Source organism: Staphylococcus sp. NAM3COL9 (assembly GCF_001431205.1).
Lineage (GTDB): Bacteria > Bacillota > Bacilli > Staphylococcales > Staphylococcaceae > Staphylococcus.
On the sequence record NZ_LGPC01000011.1, the window covers coordinates 429,914 to 452,765 of the forward strand.

General features: G+C 32.7%; 24 protein-coding genes. 3 read left to right on the plus strand and 21 right to left on the minus strand.

From position 1 onward, the window contains the following. Position 1: 1 nt before the first annotated feature. The 18 genes from brxB to ACA31_RS05070 all read right to left on the minus strand — a co-directional run bounded on the left by brxB (position 2) and on the right by ACA31_RS05070 (position 17,312). Positions 2-439, minus strand: coding sequence for a bacilliredoxin BrxB (brxB, locus tag ACA31_RS04985; protein ID WP_057512260.1), 438 nt, complete (start codon positions 437-439; stop codon positions 2-4). A 236-nt stretch (positions 440-675) separates the two neighbouring features. After that, positions 676-1,944, minus strand: a complete 1,269-nt coding sequence (locus tag ACA31_RS04990; RefSeq protein ID WP_057512261.1) for a dihydrolipoamide acetyltransferase family protein — start codon at positions 1,942-1,944, stop codon at positions 676-678. A 12-nt stretch (positions 1,945-1,956) separates the two neighbouring features. Beyond that, positions 1,957-2,940 carry an alpha-ketoacid dehydrogenase subunit beta gene (locus ACA31_RS04995; protein WP_057512262.1) on the minus strand — a complete coding sequence of 328 codons (984 nt, stop codon included), beginning with the start codon at positions 2,938-2,940 and terminating at the stop codon, positions 1,957-1,959. Beyond that, positions 2,933-3,931 carry a thiamine pyrophosphate-dependent dehydrogenase E1 component subunit alpha gene (locus ACA31_RS05000; protein ID WP_057512263.1) on the minus strand — a complete coding sequence of 333 codons (999 nt, stop codon included), beginning with the start codon at positions 3,929-3,931 and terminating at the stop codon, positions 2,933-2,935. The genes ACA31_RS04995 and ACA31_RS05000 overlap by 8 nt, the downstream gene beginning before the upstream one ends. A gap of 15 nt (positions 3,932-3,946) precedes the next feature. Further along, positions 3,947-5,368, minus strand: a complete 1,422-nt coding sequence (lpdA, locus tag ACA31_RS05005) for a dihydrolipoyl dehydrogenase (protein WP_057512264.1) — start codon at positions 5,366-5,368, stop codon at positions 3,947-3,949. A gap of 113 nt (positions 5,369-5,481) precedes the next feature. Continuing rightward, positions 5,482-5,694, minus strand: coding sequence for a hypothetical protein (locus ACA31_RS13460; protein ID WP_253721363.1), 213 nt, complete (start codon positions 5,692-5,694; stop codon positions 5,482-5,484). Between the two features lie 1,000 nt (positions 5,695-6,694). Further along, a complete protein-coding gene (locus ACA31_RS05015) occupies positions 6,695-7,591 on the minus strand; it encodes a phosphate acyltransferase (protein ID WP_057512265.1) in 897 nt (298 codons plus the stop codon). A 52-nt stretch (positions 7,592-7,643) separates the two neighbouring features. Further along, on the minus strand, positions 7,644-9,323 hold the full coding sequence (gene recN / locus ACA31_RS05020) for a DNA repair protein RecN (RefSeq protein WP_057512266.1): 1,680 nt from the start codon (positions 9,321-9,323) through the stop codon (positions 7,644-7,646). A gap of 21 nt (positions 9,324-9,344) precedes the next feature. After that, entirely contained in the window at positions 9,345-9,797 is a 453-nt protein-coding gene (ahrC, locus tag ACA31_RS05025; protein WP_057512267.1) for a transcriptional regulator AhrC/ArgR, read from the minus strand. Positions 9,798-10,140: 343 nt separating this feature from the next. After that, a complete protein-coding gene (locus ACA31_RS05030) occupies positions 10,141-11,022 on the minus strand; it encodes a polyprenyl synthetase family protein (protein ID WP_057512268.1) in 882 nt (293 codons plus the stop codon). Beyond that, entirely contained in the window at positions 11,012-11,248 is a 237-nt protein-coding gene (locus ACA31_RS05035) for an exodeoxyribonuclease VII small subunit (RefSeq protein WP_057512269.1), read from the minus strand. Before ACA31_RS05035 ends, ACA31_RS05030 begins: the two co-directional genes overlap by 11 nt. Continuing rightward, on the minus strand, positions 11,241-12,578 hold the full coding sequence (xseA, locus tag ACA31_RS05040; protein ID WP_057512270.1) for an exodeoxyribonuclease VII large subunit: 1,338 nt from the start codon (positions 12,576-12,578) through the stop codon (positions 11,241-11,243). The genes ACA31_RS05035 and xseA overlap by 8 nt, the downstream gene beginning before the upstream one ends. Positions 12,579-12,592: 14 nt before the next feature. After that, positions 12,593-12,979, minus strand: a complete 387-nt coding sequence (nusB, locus tag ACA31_RS05045) for a transcription antitermination factor NusB (protein WP_057512271.1) — start codon at positions 12,977-12,979, stop codon at positions 12,593-12,595. A gap of 122 nt (positions 12,980-13,101) precedes the next feature. After that, positions 13,102-13,464, minus strand: a complete 363-nt coding sequence (locus ACA31_RS05050; RefSeq protein ID WP_057512272.1) for an Asp23/Gls24 family envelope stress response protein — start codon at positions 13,462-13,464, stop codon at positions 13,102-13,104. A gap of 12 nt (positions 13,465-13,476) precedes the next feature. Continuing rightward, positions 13,477-14,835 (minus strand): acetyl-CoA carboxylase biotin carboxylase subunit, encoded by a 1,359-nt coding sequence (accC, locus tag ACA31_RS05055; RefSeq protein ID WP_057512273.1) that lies wholly within the window; start codon positions 14,833-14,835, stop codon positions 13,477-13,479. Next, on the minus strand, positions 14,835-15,308 hold the full coding sequence (gene accB / locus ACA31_RS05060) for an acetyl-CoA carboxylase biotin carboxyl carrier protein (protein WP_057512274.1): 474 nt from the start codon (positions 15,306-15,308) through the stop codon (positions 14,835-14,837). Before accB ends, accC begins: the two co-directional genes overlap by 1 nt. A gap of 359 nt (positions 15,309-15,667) precedes the next feature. Then, the gene (gene efp / locus ACA31_RS05065) at positions 15,668-16,225 is read right to left on the minus strand and encodes an elongation factor P (protein ID WP_057512275.1); all 558 of its coding nucleotides are present in this window, start codon (positions 16,223-16,225) and stop codon (positions 15,668-15,670) included. Between the two features lie 28 nt (positions 16,226-16,253). After that, the gene (locus ACA31_RS05070) at positions 16,254-17,312 is read right to left on the minus strand and encodes a M24 family metallopeptidase (RefSeq protein WP_057512276.1); all 1,059 of its coding nucleotides are present in this window, start codon (positions 17,310-17,312) and stop codon (positions 16,254-16,256) included. 114 nt (positions 17,313-17,426) lie between these two features. On the opposite strand from ACA31_RS05070, the gene ACA31_RS05075 reads away from it, so the two are divergent. Together ACA31_RS05075 and ACA31_RS05080 are read left to right on the plus strand one after the other, a co-directional pair. Then, positions 17,427-18,014, plus strand: coding sequence for a hypothetical protein (locus ACA31_RS05075; RefSeq protein ID WP_057512277.1), 588 nt, complete (start codon positions 17,427-17,429; stop codon positions 18,012-18,014). Between the two features lie 23 nt (positions 18,015-18,037). Further along, positions 18,038-18,256 (plus strand): SA1362 family protein, encoded by a 219-nt coding sequence (locus ACA31_RS05080; protein WP_057512278.1) that lies wholly within the window; start codon positions 18,038-18,040, stop codon positions 18,254-18,256. A gap of 124 nt (positions 18,257-18,380) precedes the next feature. On the opposite strand, the gene ACA31_RS05085 is transcribed toward ACA31_RS05080, so the two are convergent. Continuing rightward, the gene (locus tag ACA31_RS05085; RefSeq protein WP_057512279.1) at positions 18,381-19,211 is read right to left on the minus strand and encodes a lipoate--protein ligase family protein; all 831 of its coding nucleotides are present in this window, start codon (positions 19,209-19,211) and stop codon (positions 18,381-18,383) included. A gap of 172 nt (positions 19,212-19,383) precedes the next feature. Between ACA31_RS05085 and ACA31_RS05090 the strand changes: the two genes are divergently transcribed. After that, positions 19,384-19,770, plus strand: coding sequence for a rhodanese-like domain-containing protein (locus ACA31_RS05090; RefSeq protein ID WP_057512280.1), 387 nt, complete (start codon positions 19,384-19,386; stop codon positions 19,768-19,770). 257 nt (positions 19,771-20,027) lie between these two features. On the opposite strand, the gene gcvPB is transcribed toward ACA31_RS05090, so the two are convergent. Both gcvPB and gcvPA read right to left on the minus strand, forming a co-directional pair. After that, on the minus strand, positions 20,028-21,506 hold the full coding sequence (gene gcvPB / locus ACA31_RS05095; RefSeq protein WP_057512281.1) for an aminomethyl-transferring glycine dehydrogenase subunit GcvPB: 1,479 nt from the start codon (positions 21,504-21,506) through the stop codon (positions 20,028-20,030). Next, positions 21,493-22,845 carry an aminomethyl-transferring glycine dehydrogenase subunit GcvPA gene (gcvPA, locus tag ACA31_RS05100; protein ID WP_057512282.1) on the minus strand — a complete coding sequence of 451 codons (1,353 nt, stop codon included), beginning with the start codon at positions 22,843-22,845 and terminating at the stop codon, positions 21,493-21,495. The genes gcvPB and gcvPA overlap by 14 nt, the downstream gene beginning before the upstream one ends. Positions 22,846-22,852 lie beyond the last annotated feature (7 nt).

Consider the following 22,852-nt stretch of genomic DNA (forward strand, 5'->3'; position numbering starts at 1 on the left):
TCTATTTTTCGTCACAATAAGTGTCGAATGTGTTTTGTAATTGAGTGATGACATCCATTACGTCATGACCTTCAATTTGGTGACGTTCTACCATTTGGGTGATTTTACCATCTTTGATTAATGCAAACGATGGACTTGATGGTGCATAACCTTCAAAATAATCTCTTGCTTGTTGCGTTGCTTCTTTATCTTGGCCAGCAAATACAGTTACAAGGCGGTCAGGTGTTTTATCGTAATGTAAAGCATGTGTTGCCGCTGGTCTAGCAATACCGCCAGCACAACCACATACTGAGTTAACCATCACAAGTGTCGTTCCTTCTTGTTGTATTACTTTATCTACTTCTTCTGGAGATGTTAATTGCTCGTATCCAGCTTGTTCTATTTCATTTCTTGCTTGATTAACAACATCTGTCATATATAAATCAAAATTTAAATCCATAATAACGTCACCTTTCATTTCTGAATTCTTACTTTTATTCTACTAATATATGCGCAATACTTCAACATGTGTGTTTATTATGTATAATAATATTGCTTAAATTCATAAAAATTATATCGCGGACAGTTGATGAAACACGTGTAAAATCAACAAATAAAATAAAAACGAGTGTGAAACGTTTGTCTCACACTCGTTTTTTAAACTTGAAAATCAATTAGACTACAGCGCTAAATATATTAATATATGCTTGTATGTTCAATTGAATATTGTTCAATACGTGTTTTTACAAAATTCATGAATCTACCAGCTTGAAGGCCATCTAATATACGGTGATCAATCGATAGACATAAATTAACCATATTGCGAATTGCAATCATATCATCGATAACGACAGGTTTTTTAATAATAGATTCAATCTGTAATATTGCCGCTTGAGGATGGTTGATGATACCCATAGATGAAACAGAACCAAAAGTTCCTGTATTATTCACAGTAAATGTACCACCTTGCATATCGTCAGAGCGTAATTTTTTATTACGCGCTTTATTTGCAAGCTCATTAATTTCACGAGCAATACCTTTAATTGATTTTTCGTCTGCGTTTTTAATTACAGGGACATATAATTTATCTTCATCTGCGACAGCTATAGAAATATTTATATCTTTATGCATAATGATTTCTGAATCTGACCAGCTACTATTTAATAACGGATACGCTTTCAAGCCTTCCGCTACAGCTTTTACGAAAAATGCAAAGAAAGTTAAATTATATCCTTCACTATCTTTGAAGCTTTGTTTATGATAATTACGTGTTTTCACTAAATTTGAAGCGTCCGATTCTACCATCATCCATGCATGCGGTATTTCATTGACACTATTTACCATGTTTTGAGCGATTTGCTTACGCACGCCATTAACTGGAATTGATGATCCTGGAGAAGGTTCATTGTAATACGCTTGTTTTGTAACTTTAGGTGAATCTTTTGGTGCTACAACCGTTGAAGGCGTTTTGTTCGTGCCTTCTTTAATTACTTTTTCAATATCTTTTTTAGAAACTCGACCTTCAAAACCAGTACCAATTACTTCAGATAACTCGATTTGATTTTCTGAAGCAAGTTTAAATACCACTGGTGAAAAGCGACCGTTGTTTTTGGGTTTATCTACATTTGAAGCACTATTTACATTATTATCTATATCATTTGAAGCAACGTCTTGAACTTCATTAGATTCTGTTGATTGTTGTGTATTTGAATTGTTTGTTTCTTGTGATTCATCACCAATATCAACAAGGCATATGGCTTCATTTACCGCTACTGTTGTGCCTTCTTCTACTATAATTTCTTTAATTGTTCCTGAAAATGAAGATGGCACTTCTGCTGTCACTTTATCAGTGATAACTTCGCATAATGGATCATATTCTTCAACAGTATCACCTACAGATACAAGCCATTGTTCTATTGTTCCTTCGTGCACACTTTCACCGAGTTTAGGCATTTTGATTTCCATGATTGTGCCTCCTTAAAATTCTGCGAGTTCTCGCATTTTAATTTTTATCTTATCTGGATTGATCATAAACTCGTCTTCGAGTGTTGGTGCAAATGGCATTGATGGAACGTCTGGTCCCGCAAGTCTCATTATAGGTGCATCTAAATCAAATAAACAGTTTTCAGATATAATCGCAGATACTTCAGAAATAATACTACCTTCTAAGTTATCTTCTGTAACTAATAATACTTTGCCAGTCAATTTAGCACGTTCAATAATTGTTTCTTTATCTAACGGGTAAACTGTACGTAAATCAACAACTTCTACATTAATATCATCTTCAGATAACATATCTGCGGCTTGGATACAGTAATTCACACATAAACCATAAGTGAAAACAGTAATATCATCGCCTTCACGTTTAACATCGGCTTTACCTATAGGCACAGTGTAATAGTCTTCTGGTACTTCTTCTTTTAGTAATCGATATGCCTTTTTATGTTCAAAGAATAGCACTGGATCATTCGTCTCGATTGATGACAATAGTAAACCTTTTGCATCATAAGGTGTAGAAGGTATAACAATAGTCAAACCAGGTGTCGATGCAAATATCGCTTCAACACTTTGTGAATGATAAAGCGCACCATGAATTCCGCCACCAAACGGCGCACGAATTGTAATCGGACATTGCCAATCATTATTGGAACGATATCTCATCTTAGCAGCTTCACTAATGATTTGGTTTGTAGCTGGTAAAATATAATCAGCGAACTGAATTTCAGCAACAGGACGTTTACCTAACATTGCAGCGCCTATACTTGTACCAACTATATTAGATTCTGCTAATGGCGTGTCTAAAACACGCGCTTCACCATATTTTTCTTGTAATCCTAAAGTGACCCCAAATACGCCACCTTTTATGCCGACATCCTCTCCTAATACGAAAACGTCATTATCTTTTTCCATTGATTGGTCTAGCCCTTGCTGGATAGCTTCTAAATAGGATAATTTAGCCATTGTTTGAGCCTCCTTCTTCGTAAACATGTGTATAAGTTTCTTCCGCTGATGGATAAGGTGCTTGCTCAGCTTCTTTAGTTGCTTGATTGACTATTTCTTTATGCTCTTTTTCTAGTTCATTTAACCAGCTTTCATCAATAAAACCTTCTTCAAGTAAAAATGTTTTGAATTTAAGGTTACAATCTAAAGATTTAAGTTCATCGCGTTCTTCTTTTGAACGGTATTTATCATCATCATCAGATGAATGGGCAGTCATTCTCGTACACATAGCTTCTATAAGTGTTGATCCTCCACCGTTTAAAGCACGTTCTCTAGCTTCTTTCATTACTTTATACATAGCTATTGGATCATTTCCATCCACGTGCTCGCCATGTATTCCATAGCCAATAGCACGGTCAGAAAGTTTTTCAGCGCCATATTGAAGTGAGTCAGGAACTGAAATCGCATATTTATTGTTTTCAATTACACAAATAAACGGTAATTTATGTACTCCTGCAAAGTTTAAGCCTTCGTGAAAATCCCCTTGGTTTGAACTACCTTCACCGACAGTTGTCATTGCTATGTTCGGTTTGTTATCCATTTTTAAGGCTAAAGAAGCACCAACAGCGTGCAAAATTTGAGTTCCTACTGGAGAACCTTGAGAAAGCATGCCTATGTCACTTTGACCAAAATGAGAAGGCATTTGTTTTCCACCTGAGTTGATATCATCACGTTTACCAAAAGCGGCTAACATAGAATTTAGAGGTGTCATACCTAAATAAGTTACGAGCGCTAAATCTCTATAATAAGGTGAGGAAATATCACCTTTTTGCATAGCGTAAGCCATACCTATTTGTGTTGCTTCTTGTCCTTGGCAGCTAATGACAAAGGGGATTTTGCCTGCACGGTTTAATAACCACATACGTTCGTCTATTTTACGACCTAAGTCCATCCATTTGTACATTGCTTGTAGGTCTTCTTTTTCTAAACCTACTGATTTATAATCAAACATTTTATTACCTCCTTATTAAACGTGAATCGATCTATTCTCAACTTTTAATCCTAATTCCATTAACACTTCAGAAAGAGAAGGATGTGCATGGGTTGTTAAACCGAGTTCTAATGTTGAACCATTCATAAATTGGAATAATGATACTTCATTAATCAGTTCTGTGACATGAGGTCCAATCATATTCAGCCCTAATACAGTATCATTTTTTTGATCGATTACGACTTCACAAAAACCACTTTGATTTTGTGTGTCTTCAATTACAGCTTTACCTATTGCTTTAAACGGTACTTTTACTGCGCGTGCCTTAATATTTTCTGCTTTGGCCTCTTCTAAATTTATGCCAATGCTCGCTACTTCTGGTTGACTATAAACACATCTTGGCATTTTTAGATAATCTACAGGTAATGGAGATGCGTCAAACATATGTTCAATGGCAATAATCCCTTCTTTTGAACCCACGTGTGCAAGTTGCAATTTACCGATACAATCACCAGCAGCGTATATATGCTTATCCTCAGTTTGTTGATATTTGTTAACGATGATATGGTTTTTATCAGTTAACTTGATTTTAGTATTAAGTAGGCCGATATCATCAGTGTTCGGTTTACGACCTATCGAAACGAGTGTTTTGTCGAATCTAACTGACGTTTCATTCAGTGTTATTGTAATCTTATTTTCATTAATTACAATATTTTCTTCACCTAGTTGCGTATTTTCATAAAATGTTACGCCTCGCTCAGTTAATTCTTGTTTTAATACTTTTGCTACTGATTTACTTTCAGTTGGTAGAATACGTTCTCCAGCTTCAATCACTGATACCTCGACACCAAAATCTACAAGCAATGATGCAAATTCTAAACCAATTACACCGCCTCCAATAATTGCGATTGAACTTGGTAAATGATCAAGATTTAAAATGTCATCACTAGAAAGAACAATATTATTATCAAATGGCAAAAATGGTAGTTCCATTGGTTGAGAACCTGTACAAATCAGCACGTTATTATTCGGAATTAACTCTGACTCACCATCTTCAAATTCTACTGAAACTGTACCACTTTGAGGTGAAAAAATTGAAGGTCCTAATAAACGACCAGTACCATTAAACACATCAATTTTATTATGGTCCATCAAATGTTTTACCCCTTTAAACATTTGATTAACGACTTCATGTTTACGTTCTTGAACGCGTGAAAAATTCAATTTAAAATTGTTTATATCAACGCCAAATTCACTTGAATTTTTAACTGTATGCATAACTTCAGCTGATTTTAAAAGTGCTTTTGTCGGGATACATCCTTTATGTAAACAAGTTCCCCCAAGTAAAGACTTTTCTACAAGTGCAACTTTTTTTCCTAGTTGAGATGCTCGGATTGCCGAGACATACCCAGCTGTACCTCCGCCTAATATTACTAAATCATATTTTTCTTCTGACATGTTTGCACTCCTAACTATAAACTTTGTTACTTTCTATATTTTTTAAAACAAGCGATGTGCGAGTCGCTAAAGGTCCATTTCTTTTTCATCGGAATAAATTACCACGGTGCTATCTAATCGACATAAGGTTGGAATAAGGGTGTTAATGTTTTATTATAACTCAGTCTGTCAGCATGGATAACTTGATCAACATTTCCTTTAAAAACAGTTGCACGTTCGCCAATCGCTTTCGCAACTTGATATGCTAAAGTATCAAACGCTAATTTCACATCACTATACGATTCATATTTAAGTGATACCACTTTTATATCATCTCGTTTAAACATATTTACAAGAACGCCTCTTTGCTTAATAAGTGATCTTTTCTTGCGGAGTAAAATTGCATTTATCACCATATTCATATAACAAATTATATGATATAGAACCTACCCGTTCAGAACTAAAAGGACTTCACCTAGCAAGCCTTCGTTCACATCAACCACAAACCCCTGTTTATGTGCTCCAACAGTTATACCACCGCTCATATGAGCAACAAAAACGTTAACTTGTTGGTATGTTCTAATTGATAAATTTGCTTATAAGCTTGCAACAGACTTTTGATTTAATGTATGAAAAATACTCCTTCATTTTATACCATTGATACCTGTAACTCTAACAATATCCATTAATTCATCTAAAACTACAGGGTCAATTGTAAACACAGGCATTTGAAGATATTGCCTTAATACGCAACCGATAATACCACTTAAATTAGATACATGGTCGCCGTATTTAAATATTCGAAGGTCATTATATATCGTTTCATTGATTGTAAAGACGCCACCACGTATAGGCTTTAATTAGCCTCCTCTACACGAAATACCATCAAAGTCACTAAAAAGTAAGTCAGCTACTTTTTTACAAAACGTTCAATTTCAAATCGTCGATGTTTGATTTGTTCTATCAGATTTAAGGAAGTAATTTCATAGTCATGCCGTATTGCTTAGTTGTAATTGCAATACACATCTGTATAAATAGCAACCTTAGAAGATGCGCTTACTAAATTTAGCACTAAAATTTGAGACATTGCCTCACCTTCATTATTGAAAATAAAATAGAAAGTTATCAACTTTATCTGCTCATGGAACATAGATTCATTATTCTACAACGGTTAGTTTAACGGCGTCAAAGTTGAAATAAGCGTCAATATTGAAAAGTTATCGCACATAAAAGTATTACAATAAACTATTTATAATATCCACTTATATTTTACATCAAATAGACAAAATATAAAATAAATAACCTATTTTTTATTGCATCAAGCAAAAAGAGTCTTTCATAACAAGGTTAATTTAAAACTTTTAAGGCTAACAATAACGAATCGAGTTTGTTTTGTTTATTATCAGCTCTAGAAGTAAGTACAATTGGAAATTTTGCGCCTAAAACTAGGCTTGCTACACGTGCACTAGCAAAGTATGTGAATGACTTGTATAACGTGTTGCCAACATCAATATGCGATACAAGCAATGCATCGACGTCGCCGGCTACAGTAGACTTTATATTCTTTTTAATAACACTTTCCATGCTTATTGCGTTATCAAAAGTTAGAGGACCGTCAACAATTAAATAATCATCTGAATCTCTAATAAAAATATTTTTAATTTTTTCAGAATCTGTAGAAGATGGGATTTTCCTTGTAACTTTTTCGACAGATGATAATAAACCTACTTTAAACTGTTCATAACCTAATGCCTTACTAAATACTGATAAATTTTTAATGATTTTTCTTTTTTCTTCTACTGAAGGTGAAATGTTTAAAGAAACATCACTCATCATTAATGTTTTATGATAATTTGGTATATCGAAACATGCGACATGACTTAGAAAGCCATGATTTTCTATAAAATTTTTATTACTTAAGACAAAAGATAGTAATGATGAAGACGTTAAATCACCTTTCATTAATATCGAAACTTTACCGCGTGATAAATCTTGTGCACATTGTTTAAATAATTCATTTTCATCATAAAATGTATAAATGTGAATTCTATTTAATAATCGTGCATCTATATTAAAAGATCTTATGATTTCGGTTGGATCATGTGTGTCATATAAAAATACTTCTATATCTGTTAAAGTAAGTGCTTCTAACACGACTGAGAGCATCTTTTCATCGTTTGCATATAAAATGGCTATATTACCTTTTAAAGTTATAGACGGATCAATTAAATGTTGATATTGCATGAAAAACAACACCTTTCCCTATAAGTAAAGTAGTATTTATAAGTTCGCATTATTAATCATTAAGGTGATTTTGTTCTATCATTTCCTTAGCATTCTGACGTGTAAGCTCAGTAACACTTGCTCCAGAAATCATTCTAGCTACTTCATCAATACGTTCTTCACCAGATAATTCTTTGATATGAGTAGTTGTTCTATCATCTTTAGAAGCTTTACTAATAAATAAATGTTGATCGCTCATTGTCGCTACTTGTGGTAAGTGAGAAATGCAGATTACTTGTATATGTTGTGCTAAATCTTTCATTTTCTGAGCCATTTTTTGTGCTGCTTGACCTGAAACACCAGAATCTACTTCATCAAATAAAATTGCTGTTTGGCCTCTTGTTTTCACAAAAATTGTTTTGAGCGCCAGCATAATTCTAGATAATTCTCCTCCAGAAGCGATTTTATTTAAGCTTTTAAGCGGCTCGCCTTTATTAGGACTAATTAAAAATTCTACAAAATCAATACCTTCACGGTTGGGTGTATCTAATGGTTTAAAGGAAATTTCTAAATTCGCGTCTTTCATTTGTAAGTTTTGAATTTCATCAACAATATTGTCTCGTAGCGATTGAGCTACGACATGACGTTCTTGAGATAATTTTCTACCTAACTTGAAAACTATATCATAAAGTGATTCTATTTCTTCGCGCAATTGTGAAGTACTTTCTTCATAATTCTCAATTTTGTTGATTTCATTGTCCAATTTATCTTGATAAACAATGAGTTCACTAATGTTTTTACCATATTTACGTTTTAAGCTATTTAATACGTTCATTCTAGCTTCTAGTTCATTAAGATACTGTTCGTCAAATTCAGTGTTTGTGAGTTCATCATATAGCTGATGTTTCGCATCATCTAAAGTGTAATAAAATTGATCTACCTCTTCTTTAAGTCGATCATATTTATCAGGCAAGATCTCACTAATTGACTGAAGTTGATTACTTAATTCATACAAACGGTCGGTAATTGCGTGTTCATCAGTTAATGTTAGATGTGCATTGTTTAGTGCTAAGCTTAAATTCTCAGAGTTCTGAATGCGTTTAATATCTGTTTCAAGTTGTGAAACTTCTCCATCCGTTAATTGTGCTTCCTGTAATTCCTCATATTGAAATTTAAGTAAATCTAATCGTTGAAGTAGCGCTTGATCTGCAGTTTCCAAATCTTCAAGTTCTTTCTTTTTAGCTCTATATTGATCAAAAGTAGATACATAATCATCAAGCAAAGATTTATATGTATCCTCTGCATAGTTATCTAATAATTGTAAATGATATTTTTGCTTTAATAATGATTGCGTTTCATGTTGACCATGTATATCTAACAATTCTTGCATTATTTTTCGCAAGTCTTGTAGTGTAACAATTTGATTATTAACTCTACACATACTTTTTCCAGAACTAAAGATTTCTCTTTTAACTAATAAAAAATCTTCGTCTATATCAATTGATAAATCACGTAATATGGAAATGGCTTCTTTACTCTCATCGATGTCGAAGATACCTTCTATAATTGATTTCTTTTCACCATGTCTCACATAATTTGAAGAAGCACGCATGCCAATGAGTTGGCCAATGGCATCAATGATGATTGATTTCCCTGCACCTGTTTCACCACTTAATACTGTTAAGCCCTCTCCAAAATGCACTTCTAATTCATCAATGATTGCAAATTGTTTAATAGATAAAGTTTGTAGCATCCTTATATCACTTCCTTATACTTATAATAAATTAAAGATGCGTGTCTTAATTTTTTCGCTCGCAGAATTATCTCTACAGATAATTAAACAAGTATCATCGCCACAAATAGTTCCTAAAACCTCTTCCCAATCAATTTGGTCTAAAATTGCGCCGATTGATTGAGCATTACCAGGTAATGTTTTTAGGACTAATAAATTGTCGGTTCCGTCAATGTTTACAAAAGAATCCATTAAATATCGTCCTAATTTCTCTAAAGGATGGTATTTTCGATCATTTGGCAAACTATAGACATATTGTCCAGCAGGAGTCGGTACCTTTATAAGTTGTAACTCTTTAATGTCTCTTGAAACTGTTGCTTGAGTGACATTCAATTCGTACTCATTTAAACGCTTTACTAATTCATCTTGTGTTTCTATCTTTTCATTTGAAATGATTTCTCGTATTTTTATATGTCTCACTGATTTTTTAGCCATGTATAGCACCTCTGTAAACGAATATTTATACATTTATTTTACCACAAGCCTGTGAATTCTACTACTAAAGTTAATTTCAAATAGCGCTAAATATATTACGTTAATTATGCAATACATCAACAAAATGTCACTATAAGTTATACATATAATTATTGTAAAAATTCATCATATTATTTAAAGAATTATTAAATGAGTGAATAATTATTGAATAATATATATTCACCCAATAAAAAATCACGCTACATATACGTAGCATGATTTTTTATTGGGTGTTAAGTAATTTATTAACTGAACATATATTAAAGATGGAAAATCGTTATAAATAATTATCTAAAGCATCGTATTATGATTCACGATCATTAAATAATTCAATAATACTTTCAAGATCTTGAATATTATATGATTTTGGCAATTCATTTAAGCACTGAAATGCAGCATCAGTGTGAAACTTCAACTTCTCTTCTGCACCAGTTTGACCTAATAAAGATACGTAAGTACTTTTATCATTTTCGATATCACTACCAACCGCTTTTCCTAATTTTGCTTCGTCGCCATAGACATCCAGCAAATCATCTTTAATTTGAAACATTAAGCCTAAATGTTCACTATATGTTTCTAAAAGATCTGCCACAGATTGCTCTGGTTCAGCAATATCAACTGCAGCCATAATTGCAAATTTAAGTAGCTCCCCAGTTTTAGCATTATGAATTTTTTCAAGTGTATTTAAATCTATGGATGAGCCTTCACTTTGCATATCTAATGCTTGCCCACCTACCATTCCTAAGTGACCACTTGCATATGATAAACGTTTAATCAGCTTAATTTTAACAGTATCAGTTAAATTAGAGTCATTGGAAATGATTTCAAAAGCTTTTGTAAGTAGTGCATCTCCAGCAAGTATCGCTTTCCATTCACCAAAAACTTTATGATTAGTAAGCTTGCCTCTACGATAATCATCGTTGTCAAACGGTGGTAAATCATCGTGAATTAATGAATATGTGTGGACTATTTCTAATCCTAAGGCAGATGATAATCCGGATTTATATTCATTTGATAACATATCTAAAGTTAATAATAATAAGACAGGTCTTATTCGTTTACCGCCTGCCTCTAAAGAGTAACGCATACTCTTTTCTATATTAGTGTTGAATGAAGACTCTGGAACAGTTGTAGATAACTTTTGATTAATTTCTTCTTTTAAATCATTCATTTTGTTATTCGCCATCGTTATCAATCGTCTCCTCATTTTTAACATTTTCATCAGTCATGAGCTCATTGACTTTCTTTTCAGCATCTTTCAATGTTTCATCACAAGTTGCAGATAATTTCATACCACGTTGATATAAATTCAAAGATTCTTCTAATGATACATTTTCATTATCAAGTTTTTGAACGATGCCTTCGAGTTCTTTCATCATTTCTTCAAAACTTTGTGTATTACTATTACTCATCTTTACACCTTACTTTCTTAACCTGTGCATCAACAACGCCATCTTTCATTGTTAATACAATGTTATCATTTTCAGCTAAGTCGTTCGTACTCGTTATTACATCATCATCCTTATTCACAATTGTATATCCACGTAACATTGTGTTTGTTGGACTTAGATTATTTAAACTTTCTAGTTTACTAGCAAGTTTATTTTGTTGATTGTCAATAAAATTATTCATGACTTTATTTAAATCTGTGCGCTTTTGATTATTTGTTAATTGTTCTCTATCAATATTTTGTTTAAAATTCCTCAAGTTAAACTTATTAGTTAATAGTTGTAATTGTTGCTGTTCATTTTTAATTCTTAAATTCATTGCTAAGCTTAACTGCTTTTCTAAATCATCACGTTTTTGAATTTGTTGGTCATATAACAATGTTGGTGTTTGAAATTTATAATATGAAGACACATGTTCCAAATATTTTCTTTGTTGTAGCATATGCTGTTTGATAAAACGAGTGAGCGAAAGGTTCGTTTGCTTTAAATATTGACGTAATTCATATTGATCTGGTGTAGCCATTACTGCTGCTTGAGTTGGCGTAGCAGCACGTACATCAGCTACGAAGTCACTTAACGTAAAATCGGTTTCATGTCCAACAGCGGATATGATTGGCGTTTCACAAAAATATATCGCTTGTACTACATCTTCTTCGTTAAAGTTCCATAAATCTTCTATAGAACCACCACCACGACCTATGATAATTGTATCAACATTTAATTGATCAGCTTGTTGTATCTTTTCAACTATATCATTTTTAGCTTGTTCACCTTGTACTAAAGTATTAATTTGAACTTGTTCAGCTAGTGGATATCGACTATTTATCGTAGTATGAATATCTCTAATTGCCGCTCCAGTACCTGCAGTTAACACTGCTATTTTTTGGGGGAATTTAGGAATTAACTTTTTATGATTTTGTTCAAAAAAACCATCTTTAGTTAATTTCTTTTTTAGTTGTTCTAATTTTTGGTATAAATTACCTATCCCATCAATATGCATTTTATTAACATAAATTTGATAATTACCTCTACGCTCATAAACAGAAACGCGTGCTTCTAGCAATACTTCGTCACCTTCTTTAGGTTCGAAATCAATTTTAGAAGCACTGCCTTTAAACATCATTGCACTAATGACACTGTTTTTATCTTTGACATTAAAATAAAGATGACCACTACTATGCTTTTTAAAGTTAGACAGTTCACCTTTAATCAATACAGATTGCAGATGTGGGTCTTGATCAAATTTATATTTAATATATTTAGTTAATGCGGAAACACTTAAATAGTCTGCCATTTTATATCACTCTTTTATTCAATATTGCTCAATACACCATTGATAAATTTATAATGATCATCATCGCTGAATTGTTTCGCTAATTCAACAGCTTCATTTATAATTACTTTTTGTGGTGTTGAACTATGTAACAATTCAAAAGTAGACATTCTTAAGATAATGCGATCTGTTTTCAATAAACGGTCTAGCGTCCAGTCTTTTAAGTTTGGTTGGATTTTTTCATCTAAAATCGTTTCATGATCTTTTACTCCAGTTACTAACCAGCTGATAAAATCGAATTCTAAATCTGGGTTTTCATCTTTAATAAAACTAATTGCTTCTTCAATTGTTAATTCGCTATTTTTCATTTCAAGTTGAAAAAGAGTTTGAAAGGCTTGTGTTCTGGATTCTTTTCGACTCATTATAAACTCCTTCAAGCATTGTATTTTTGTAAATCATTTGAGGAAAGTAATAACAAATATATTATAATATTCGCTATTACTTTCCTACAAAATGTATTTAAAGTAAATTTGCTTATATAATTTTAATTTGTTGGTTCAATATGTGTAATATGAACATTGATTTGGCTAGGTTCAATTGTGGTCATTGTTGTTACAGAATTAAAAATAGTACTTTGGATTGTTTTCGCTGTTTCTGAAATATTGATACCGTAAGACAATGAACAATATACATCGATATAGATACCATCTTCTCTTGTATCAACTTTAACACCTTTGCTCAGCTGCTTTCTAGTAAATCCTTCAATACTACTATTCTTTAATTCTTTGAAATGACCTTGTATGCACTTTATTTCAGCTGTTGCAATACTTGCTATAACTGTTAATACCTCAGGTGCAATTTCTATTTTTCCTAAATTGGAATGTGAGGTTTCTGATACTTTAACCATTTCACATACCTCCTATTTAGTTTGATCATCCATGATATTATATTTTTCAAGAAAATTAGTATTAAACTCTCCACTTCTGAAAATTTCATTGTTTAATAAACGAATATGGAATGGAATTGTAGTATCTATACCTAAAACGAGAAACTCGCTTAACGCGCGTATACCTGTCATAATCGTTTCTTCTCTAGTTGGCTCATGTACAATGAGTTTAGCAACCATTGAATCATAATATGGTGGAATCGTATAATTAGTATAACATGCTGATTCAATTCTTACGCCGAAGCCACCTGGTGCTAAATATTGGGTGATTTGACCTGGAGAAGGCATGAAATTTTTATATGGATTTTCTGCGTTGATACGGAACTCCATCGCATGACCTTCTATTTTGATATCTTTTTGTTTGAAAGGCAATTTTTCGCCCATTGCAACTTTCAATTGTAATTTAACTAAATCTACACCTGTAACCATTTCTGTTACTGGGTGCTCAACTTGGATTCGTGTATTCATTTCCATGAAGTAAAAATCATTAGAATCTAAATCATATATAAATTCAATTGTACCTGCGTTTTCATAATTAACAGCTTTTGCTGCTCTGACTGCGGCATTACCCATTTCTTGTCGTTTTTCTTCAGATAAAATTGGAGATGGCGCTTCTTCTACAAGTTTTTGCATTCTACGTTGTATTGTACAATCACGTTCACCTAAATGGACAACGTTACCAAAACTGTCACCCATTATTTGAATCTCTATATGTCTGAAATTCTCGATGAATTTCTCAAGATAAAGTCCGCTATTACCGAATGCAGTTTCTGCTTCTTGTTGCGTCATTTTAAAGCCTGTTTCCAATTCTTTTTCATTACGAGCGACACGGATACCTTTACCGCCACCGCCAGCAGTTGCTTTAATAATAACAGGATAACCGATTTTATCGGCAATGCCTTTTGCATCGTTGATATCTTTTACAAGACCTTCGCTACCTGGGACAACAGGTACTTCAGCACGTTTCATTTCTTCTTTAGCAACGTCTTTAATACCCATCTTTTGGATAGATTCATAACTTGGTCCAATAAACTTCAGTTGGCAAGCCTCACATAGTTCAGCGAAATCACCATTTTCCGCTAAAAATCCGTAGCCAGGATGTATCCCATCACAACCTGTGGAAGTTGCGATAGATAAAATGTTTGGGATATTTAAATAAGAATCTTTGGATTGTGTTGGGCCAACGCAATATGCTTCATCAGCAATTTGAGTATGTAATGCGTCTTTATCTCCTTCAGAGTAAATAGCCACAGTTTGTAATCCTAAATCGTGACATGCACGAATGATTCTTACCGCAATCTCTCCTCTATTTGCAATTAATATTTTATTCATTATTTCACCTTAAATAACGGTTGGCCATACTCTACCATTTGACCGTCTTCTACTAGAATTTCAGCAATTTCTCCAGTTACTTCAGCTTGTATTTCATTAAACAATTTCATTGCTTCTAATATACACACTGTTGATTCGTTTGTAACTGAATCTCCAACTTGCACATATGCACTTTCTTCAGGTGATGGTGATTTATAAAATGTCCCTACCATTGGTGCATTGATTGTTAGTAAGTTGTCTTCCACTGCGTTTGTATTTACTTCCTCTGAACTTTGCGTGTTTACAGGAGCTGACATTACACCTTGTTGCGGTAAAACTTGTTGCATTGGTTGTTGTGAAATTTGAGGTGTAATGATTTCAGTTTCTTTTTCTTTTTTTAAATTAACAATGTTGCCTTTATCTTCTATATTAATTTCAGTCAAGCTAGATTGATCAAGAATTTCTATTAATTCTTTAATTTCTTTAAAATTCATAAGTACTGACTCCTTCAGATTGTTTTCATTTACCTAGTTTATTTTACTTTAGTGAAATGTTCAATTCAAGCATATACATGCTTTCAATAATAAAGTATTTATCTATTATAGAGTACTATATAGATATAATTTAATGATAATTCTATTTATTATAACGTTTTTTTTATGGAATAGGGCCATGTTATTGTAAATAATTGATATTAATTTTAAATTCTTTTGAATAACACTACTATAACAGTCATTTGTTTTATTATAAAATGAAAAAATAAAATAACCTTTCCAACACTTCATGAATTGGAAAGGTTATTAATAGATATGGTATAAACTAAAAAATAATAACTATAATCATTTTTTAAGTTTTAACCTCTTGAAATATAACTACCGTCACCTGTGTTAATTATAAGTGTATCGCCTTCATTTACAAATAACGGCACATTTAGAGTATAACCAGTTTCTACTGTAGCTGATTTTGTTGCTCCGTTAGCAGTATCACCTTTTATACCAGGTTCTGTTTCTGTTACTGTAAGTTCCACAGTTTTTGGTAATTCAACGCCAAGTGTTTCACTTTCGTAAATTTGAATTTGAACTTCCATGTTAGCTTTTAAGAAATTCAATTCATTTTCTAAATAATCGGCTTCTAATTCTATTTGTTCAAATGTTTGATTATCCATGAAAACATGTGTATCACCATCTGCATATAAATATTGCATGCGGTGATTTTCAATCATAGCAGTTTCGACTTTTTCGCCGCCCCTGAATGTTTTCTCTTGAATAGCACCAGTTCTTAAATTACGTAATTTTGAACGCACAAATGCAGATCCTTTTCCTGGTTTTACGTGTTGGAAATCTATTACTTTCCATATACCATTATCTACCGCAATTGTTAAGCCTGTCTTAAAATCATTGACCGAAATCATTCAGTTTCCTCCTCAATTATAAGGTCTTCTATAAAATAATAAGGTTTTTAGCGCATTTAGTAAAGCATTCACAACCATTTTCTGTTATTAATACATCATCTTCAATGCGAACGCCACCTAATCCATCTAAATAAATACCAGGTTCAATTGTAACACAGTTATTTATCTCCAATTTAACTTCTGATTTTCTAGATAGATTGGGTCCTTCGTGTACATCTAACCCTATCCCATGTCCAAGGGAATGACCAAACGCTTCACCATATCCTTGTTCAGTAATATAATCTCTAGCGACAGCATCTAAAGCTTTGCCTGTAATACCTTGTTTAGCAGCTTCAATGCCTTTAATATTAGCTTCTAAGACGATATTGTATACCTCTTTGAGTTTAGCATCTGGTTCACCTATAGCAAACGTACGTGTGATATCAGATGAATAGCCTTTATAATACGCACCGAAATCTAAAGTAATCAGTTCTCCTTGATGAATAACTTTATCACTTGCGACCCCGTGTGGTAATGCACCTCTATGTCCTGAGGCAACAATTGTATCAAATGAAGTACCTTCTGACCCTAGTTCTAACATTTTACTTTCTAATTTAGCTTTTAATTGCTGTTCAGTCATACCTGCTTTTGCAATAGTTAAGATATATTCATACGTCTCATCTACAATTTCAGCAGCTTTTTGAATAAGTTTAATCTCACTATCATCTTTTACTTCTCTGATTTTTTCAATCAAACCTGAAACGCTGATTAAGCTGATGTAGGATTTGCTTAATTGTAAGTAAGTATCATAGCTGACTAAATCACCTTCAAAGCCAACATTCTGCACGTTTAACTTTTCTAATTGTGCTTTAACTTCTTCTATGAGACCACCTTTTTGTTTAATAATCTCAAATTGAGTAGCTTGGGAAGTTGCTTGCTCTATATACCTAAAGTCTGTAATTAATATGTTTTTATCTCTCGTAATAACAAGTGCACCACTCGTGCCTGTAAATCCTGATAAATATCTTCTATTAAAATCGGTTAATACAACAATTGCTTCCAAATGCTTTGTTTCTAAGGCAGAATTCAGTTTATCTACTCTAGTCATCCATCTTCCTCCCATTCAATAAATTTGTACATTTTCTTTTTATACATTAAAATGATAGCATAATTATTATGTTAATATATAGTTTTTGAATTAGGAGAAAATTAGGAGAAAATTATGAAGAAAAAAATTGTAGCTATATTAAGTGCTTCATGTTTACTAGCAGGTTGTGGTAGTCAAAATTTAGGTCCTTTAGAAGAAAAGACCACACAACTCCGTGATGAAAATCATAAATTAAAAAGTAACATTCAAGAATTAGAACAAACTATCGACAAAGAAAAAACAAGCGTTACTTCACTAAAGAAAGACAAAGAAAACATTAAGCAGGCTAAAAGTAATAAAGAGAAAGTAACAAATTTAAAAGCATCTTCTAAATATTATCAAAATATAGTAAAAGCAATTGATCAGTATAATGATATTGAAAGTGATGTAACAAAAAATAAAAATGATAAAATGATTCTTGATAAGTTGACTGACATTACTAATAAAATCGATTCTGCGCACACTACATATGAAAATGATATTGATAAAGATAAAATGAATGATGAAGACAAGATTAAAAAGAAAAACATCACTAAATTAAATAAGGATCTTAGTTCAGCAATGAATGATATTAGAGATGGTTATAGCGAGAAAGATCAGAAGAAACTTAAAAAAGGACAAAAAGCCTTATCAACTATTAGTATCGATAATAAACAAAGTTAACAACTAAATAGGAGTGTTATAAATTGAAACGAGCATTATTTTATATAATAATCGCAATCGCAGCAATTGGGTTAATCCTCAATTTAGATGCGTTTATCTTTAGTTTTGTAAGTATGGCAATTAGTTTTGCTGTATTTGCAGGGATTATATATGCGATATATTACTTCTTCTTTTTAACAGAAGATCAACGAAAGTATAAACGAGCACAAAGAAAATATAAAAGACGCAATAGAAAAAAATAATTTTATTGTGCTATCTTACTTTTAAAACTTTTATTCAAATCTATCTAACTTTATATGTAATCAAAAAAATGTGAGGATGCAGTCATTAAAGACTGTATCCTCACATTTTTTGATTTCAAACATATCATTTACGATAGTTCCATTCGTCAGCTTTATATTTTTCAATGAGTTCATTCACTTCTTCTTGTTGTTTATGCGTTAAATTTAGTGGTTTAAAATCAATGTTCAACCCTTTCTTGAAACCTATCTCAAACGCCTCTTCCATTTCAGGTATTGTAATATGTCGGTCTGAAATATCGTTAATTGCCACTGCTTTTTCTACGAAAGACTCTTTCATTTTATCTTTTAAACGCTTATTTTTAAAAAGAAACATATCGAATAAATCATCAATGTCGACGTCTTGTAACAATGAACCATGTTGTAAAATGACACCTTTTTGACGTATCTGCGCACTACCTGCTATTTTACGTCCTTCTACAACTAACTCATACCAACTAGGAGCATCAAAACATACAGCACTTCTTGGTTGTTTTAATTTTTCTCGTTCTTCTTTCGAACGTGGAATCGAAAAGGATGCTTCGAAACCTAAAGCTTTAAAACCTTGTAACAAACCTTCAGATATCACTCTGTATGCCTCTGTTACGGTCGAAGGCATCTCCGGATGAGATTCTGGTACGATAACACTATATGTAAGTTCTTTGTCATGTAGCACGCCTCTACCGCCTGTTTGACGTCTAACTAAACCATATCCTTTTTCTTGTACTTTTTCTATATCTATTTCTTTCATCAATCTTTGGAAATATCCGACAGATAATGTTGCTGGGTTCCACGTGTAAAATCTAATAACCGGATCAATTTCTCCTCTAGAAACAAAATTAAGCAGCGCTTCATCCATTGCCATGTTGAAATATGGATCGTTACTTCCTGTATTTATAAAATTCCAAGATTCAGTCACACTAAAAACCCCAATCAATAAATTAAATTGTGCTAACACTCATTTTGTGTTATCGTTTGCACTAATTGTCTAAGTTTGTCAGCACTATCCAATAAATTTAATGGAAAAATTTTGATAAATTGTGCTAACAGTCTTATAATATATAATATCGGTTAATGAGGGAGGATGCAAGATGAGTAATTTTTGGTTTATAGCGTTAGCAGCATTAATAATAATCATCGCTTACATGCTAATCAATTATCTTCTTAACAAGAGAGCAGTCACAGAATTAAGCCAAAATGAATTCCATAATGGTCTGCGCAAAGCTCAGGTTATTGATGTAAGAGAAAAAGTTGATTATGATTACGGACACATTAACGGTGCACGTAACATTCCAATTACAACGTTTAAGCAAAGATATCAGGGATTGAGAACAGATCAACCTATTTATCTATGTGATGCAAATGGCATTGCAAGTTATCGTGCTGCTAGAACATTAAAGAAGAATGGTTATACAGATATCTATATGTTAAAAGGTGGATATAAAAAGTGGACTGGTAAGATTAAGTCAAAAAAATAAATTTTATAAACAATTATTAAGTTTATAGAATTTATTTACATTAAGTTAACTCTACATACTTATTTTTATAGCTGATTATTGACCTTATTGGGTGAATAATCAGCTATTTTTAATATCTATAAATGTATCTAAAAAGTTTTATAATGAAACGATTTTGATTAAGCATAGGATTTTAATAATAAAAAAGTGCTACTCTATTATGTTTTTAACGGAGTAGCACTTTTTTTATGAAAATGAGCATTCATTACTCAGACGTTCTATTCTTTTTCTGAACGTAAATTTTCAAATTTCAATACTGGATGACGTGCAGCTTTTGTTTCATCTAATCTATCTATAATTGTAGTATGTGGTGCTTCCAATACTTTGTCCGGATCTACTTTAGCTTCATTAGCTATTTCAATCATTTTATCACAGAAATAATCTAAAGTTTCTTTAGATTCAGTTTCTGTCGGTTCAATCATCATACCTTCATCCACGTTAAGCGGGAAATAAATTGTAGGTGGATGAACACCGAAGTCTAGTAAACGTTTAGCCATATCTAATGTACGCACGCCGTGTTCTTTTTGTTTAGAACCACTTAAAACAAATTCGTGTTTACAATATTGTTCATATGGAATTTCAAAGTGATCTTTTAATCGAGCTTTAATATAGTTAGAATTTAAAACAGCGGCTTCTGAAACTTCTTCAAGACCTTTATTACCCATTGTACGAATGTAAGTATAAGCTCTTAAATAAATACCAAAGTTACCGTAAAACGGTTTAACACGCCCGATTGAATTTTCAATATCATTATCATATTTATATTCATTACCTTCTTTGATAACCATAGGTTTTGGTAAGAAACTAGCAAGTTCTTTCTTAACACCTACTGGACCTGAGCCTGGTCCACCGCCACCGTGAGGACCTGTGAATGTTTTGTGTAAGTTTAAGTGTACAGCGTCAAAACCCATGTCACCTGGTCTTACTTTATCCATAATTGCATTTAAATTTGCACCATCGTAGTATAATAAGCCTCCTGCTTCATGAACGATATTTCTGATATCCATAATATTTTTTTCGAAAATACCTAAAGTATTAGGGTTAGTCAGCATAATTGCTGCCGTTTTTTCATTAACTAAACGTTTTAAATCATCAATATCAACTTCACCGCGTTCATTTGATTTAACTGTAACTGCTTTGAATCCTGCAAATGCAGCTGAAGCTGGGTTTGTACCATGTGCTGAGTCAGGAACAATCACTTCGTCACGGTGACCTTCGCCATTTTTTTGATGATAGGCTTTAAAAATCATTAATGCAGTCCATTCACCATGCGCACCAGCAGCTGGTTGTAATGTAACTTCATCCATACCTGTAATTTCTTTTAACTCTTCTTGCAAACTATGAATAATTTCTAATGAACCTTGTACTTGTGATTCATCTTGTAATGGATGTGATTCTGCGAATCCTGGTATTCTAGCAATTTTCTCATTAATTTTAGGGTTATATTTCATCGTACATGAACCTAATGGGTAAAATCCTGAATCAACACCAAAGTTTTTGTTTGAGAGTTCGGTATAATGACGTACCAAATCTAATTCTGCAACTTCTGGTAACTCTGCTTTGTTTTTTCTGATGAATTTATCATCTAGTAATTTATTCACAGCACCATTATCAATTTCTTTTTGTGGTAACGAATATGCATAACGATCCTTTTTAGAACGTTCGAAAATTAGGGGACTAGATTTACTTACTACCATTTAATTCACCCGCTTTCTTAACAAATGTGTCTATTTCATCTTTCATTCTTAATTCTGTTACCGCAATCAACATATGATTATTAAAGTCTCCAGAAGCTTCACTTAAGTCAAATCCTCCAATAATTCCTTCTTCAATTAGTGCATCGTTAACTGCTTTAACTGGTTTATCGAATTTAACTACAAACTCATTAAAAGATGTGCCTTTAGCAACTTCAAAACCAGCTTGTTTGAACTGATCTTTAGCATAATTAGCATTTTCAAAGTTTCTTACCGCGATATCATAAATACCTTGTTTACCTAGAGCTGACATACAGATTGAGGAAGCTAAAGCATTTAATGCTTGGTTTGAACAAATATTTGATGTCGCTTTATCACGACGAATATGTTGTTCACGTGCTTGTAAAGTTAATACAAAACCACGATTGCCATCTCCATCTTCAGTTTGCCCTACCAAACGGCCAGGTATTTTTCTCATTAATTTTTTAGTTGTTGCGAAGAAACCACAATGCGGCCCACCAAATTGTGCAGGTATACCAAATGGTTGTGTATCTCCAACAACAATGTCTGCTCCGAAACTACCTGGAGGCGTTAATAAACCTAAAGCAAGTGGGTTTGCGTATACAATCATTAAAGCCTTTTTATCTTCAATAAATGAATTAATTTTTTCTAAATCTTCAACAGAACCATAGAAATTTGGATATTGTACAGCAACTGCTGCAGTATCATCATCAACCGCTGCTTCTAGTTTATCTAAATCTGTAATCGTACCATCTAAATCAACTTCAACGATTTCAAATTCTTCACGTGTTTTAACATAAGTTCTTAATACCTTTAAAGCTTGATAGTGTAGCCCCTTTGATACAACAACTTTGTTTTTGCGTGTTTGGTTGAACGCCAAAATACATGCTTCCGCAAAACTTGTAATGCCATCATACATTGATGAGTTAGCTATATCCATATCAGTTAATTCACAAATTAACGTTTGAAATTCGAAAATTGCTTGTAATTCACCTTGAGAGATTTCTGGTTGGTAAGGTGTATACGCGGTATAAAATTCTGAACGTGAAATCATTGCATCAACAACTGCTGGAGCATAATGATCATACACCCCTGCGCCTAAAAATGATGAATGCGTTTCTTTAGTAACGTTTTTGTTTGCAATTCTGCTCAATCTCTTACTTAATGTTGTTTCTGATTCAGCATCAGGTATAGCTAATTCTCTTCCCAGTAAGATATCTTTTGGAACGTCTCCAAAAAGTTCTTCAATAGAACTAGCTCCAATAGTATCTAACATTTCCTTTTTATCTTGCTCTGTTAATGGAATATAACGGTGACTCATAGTAACA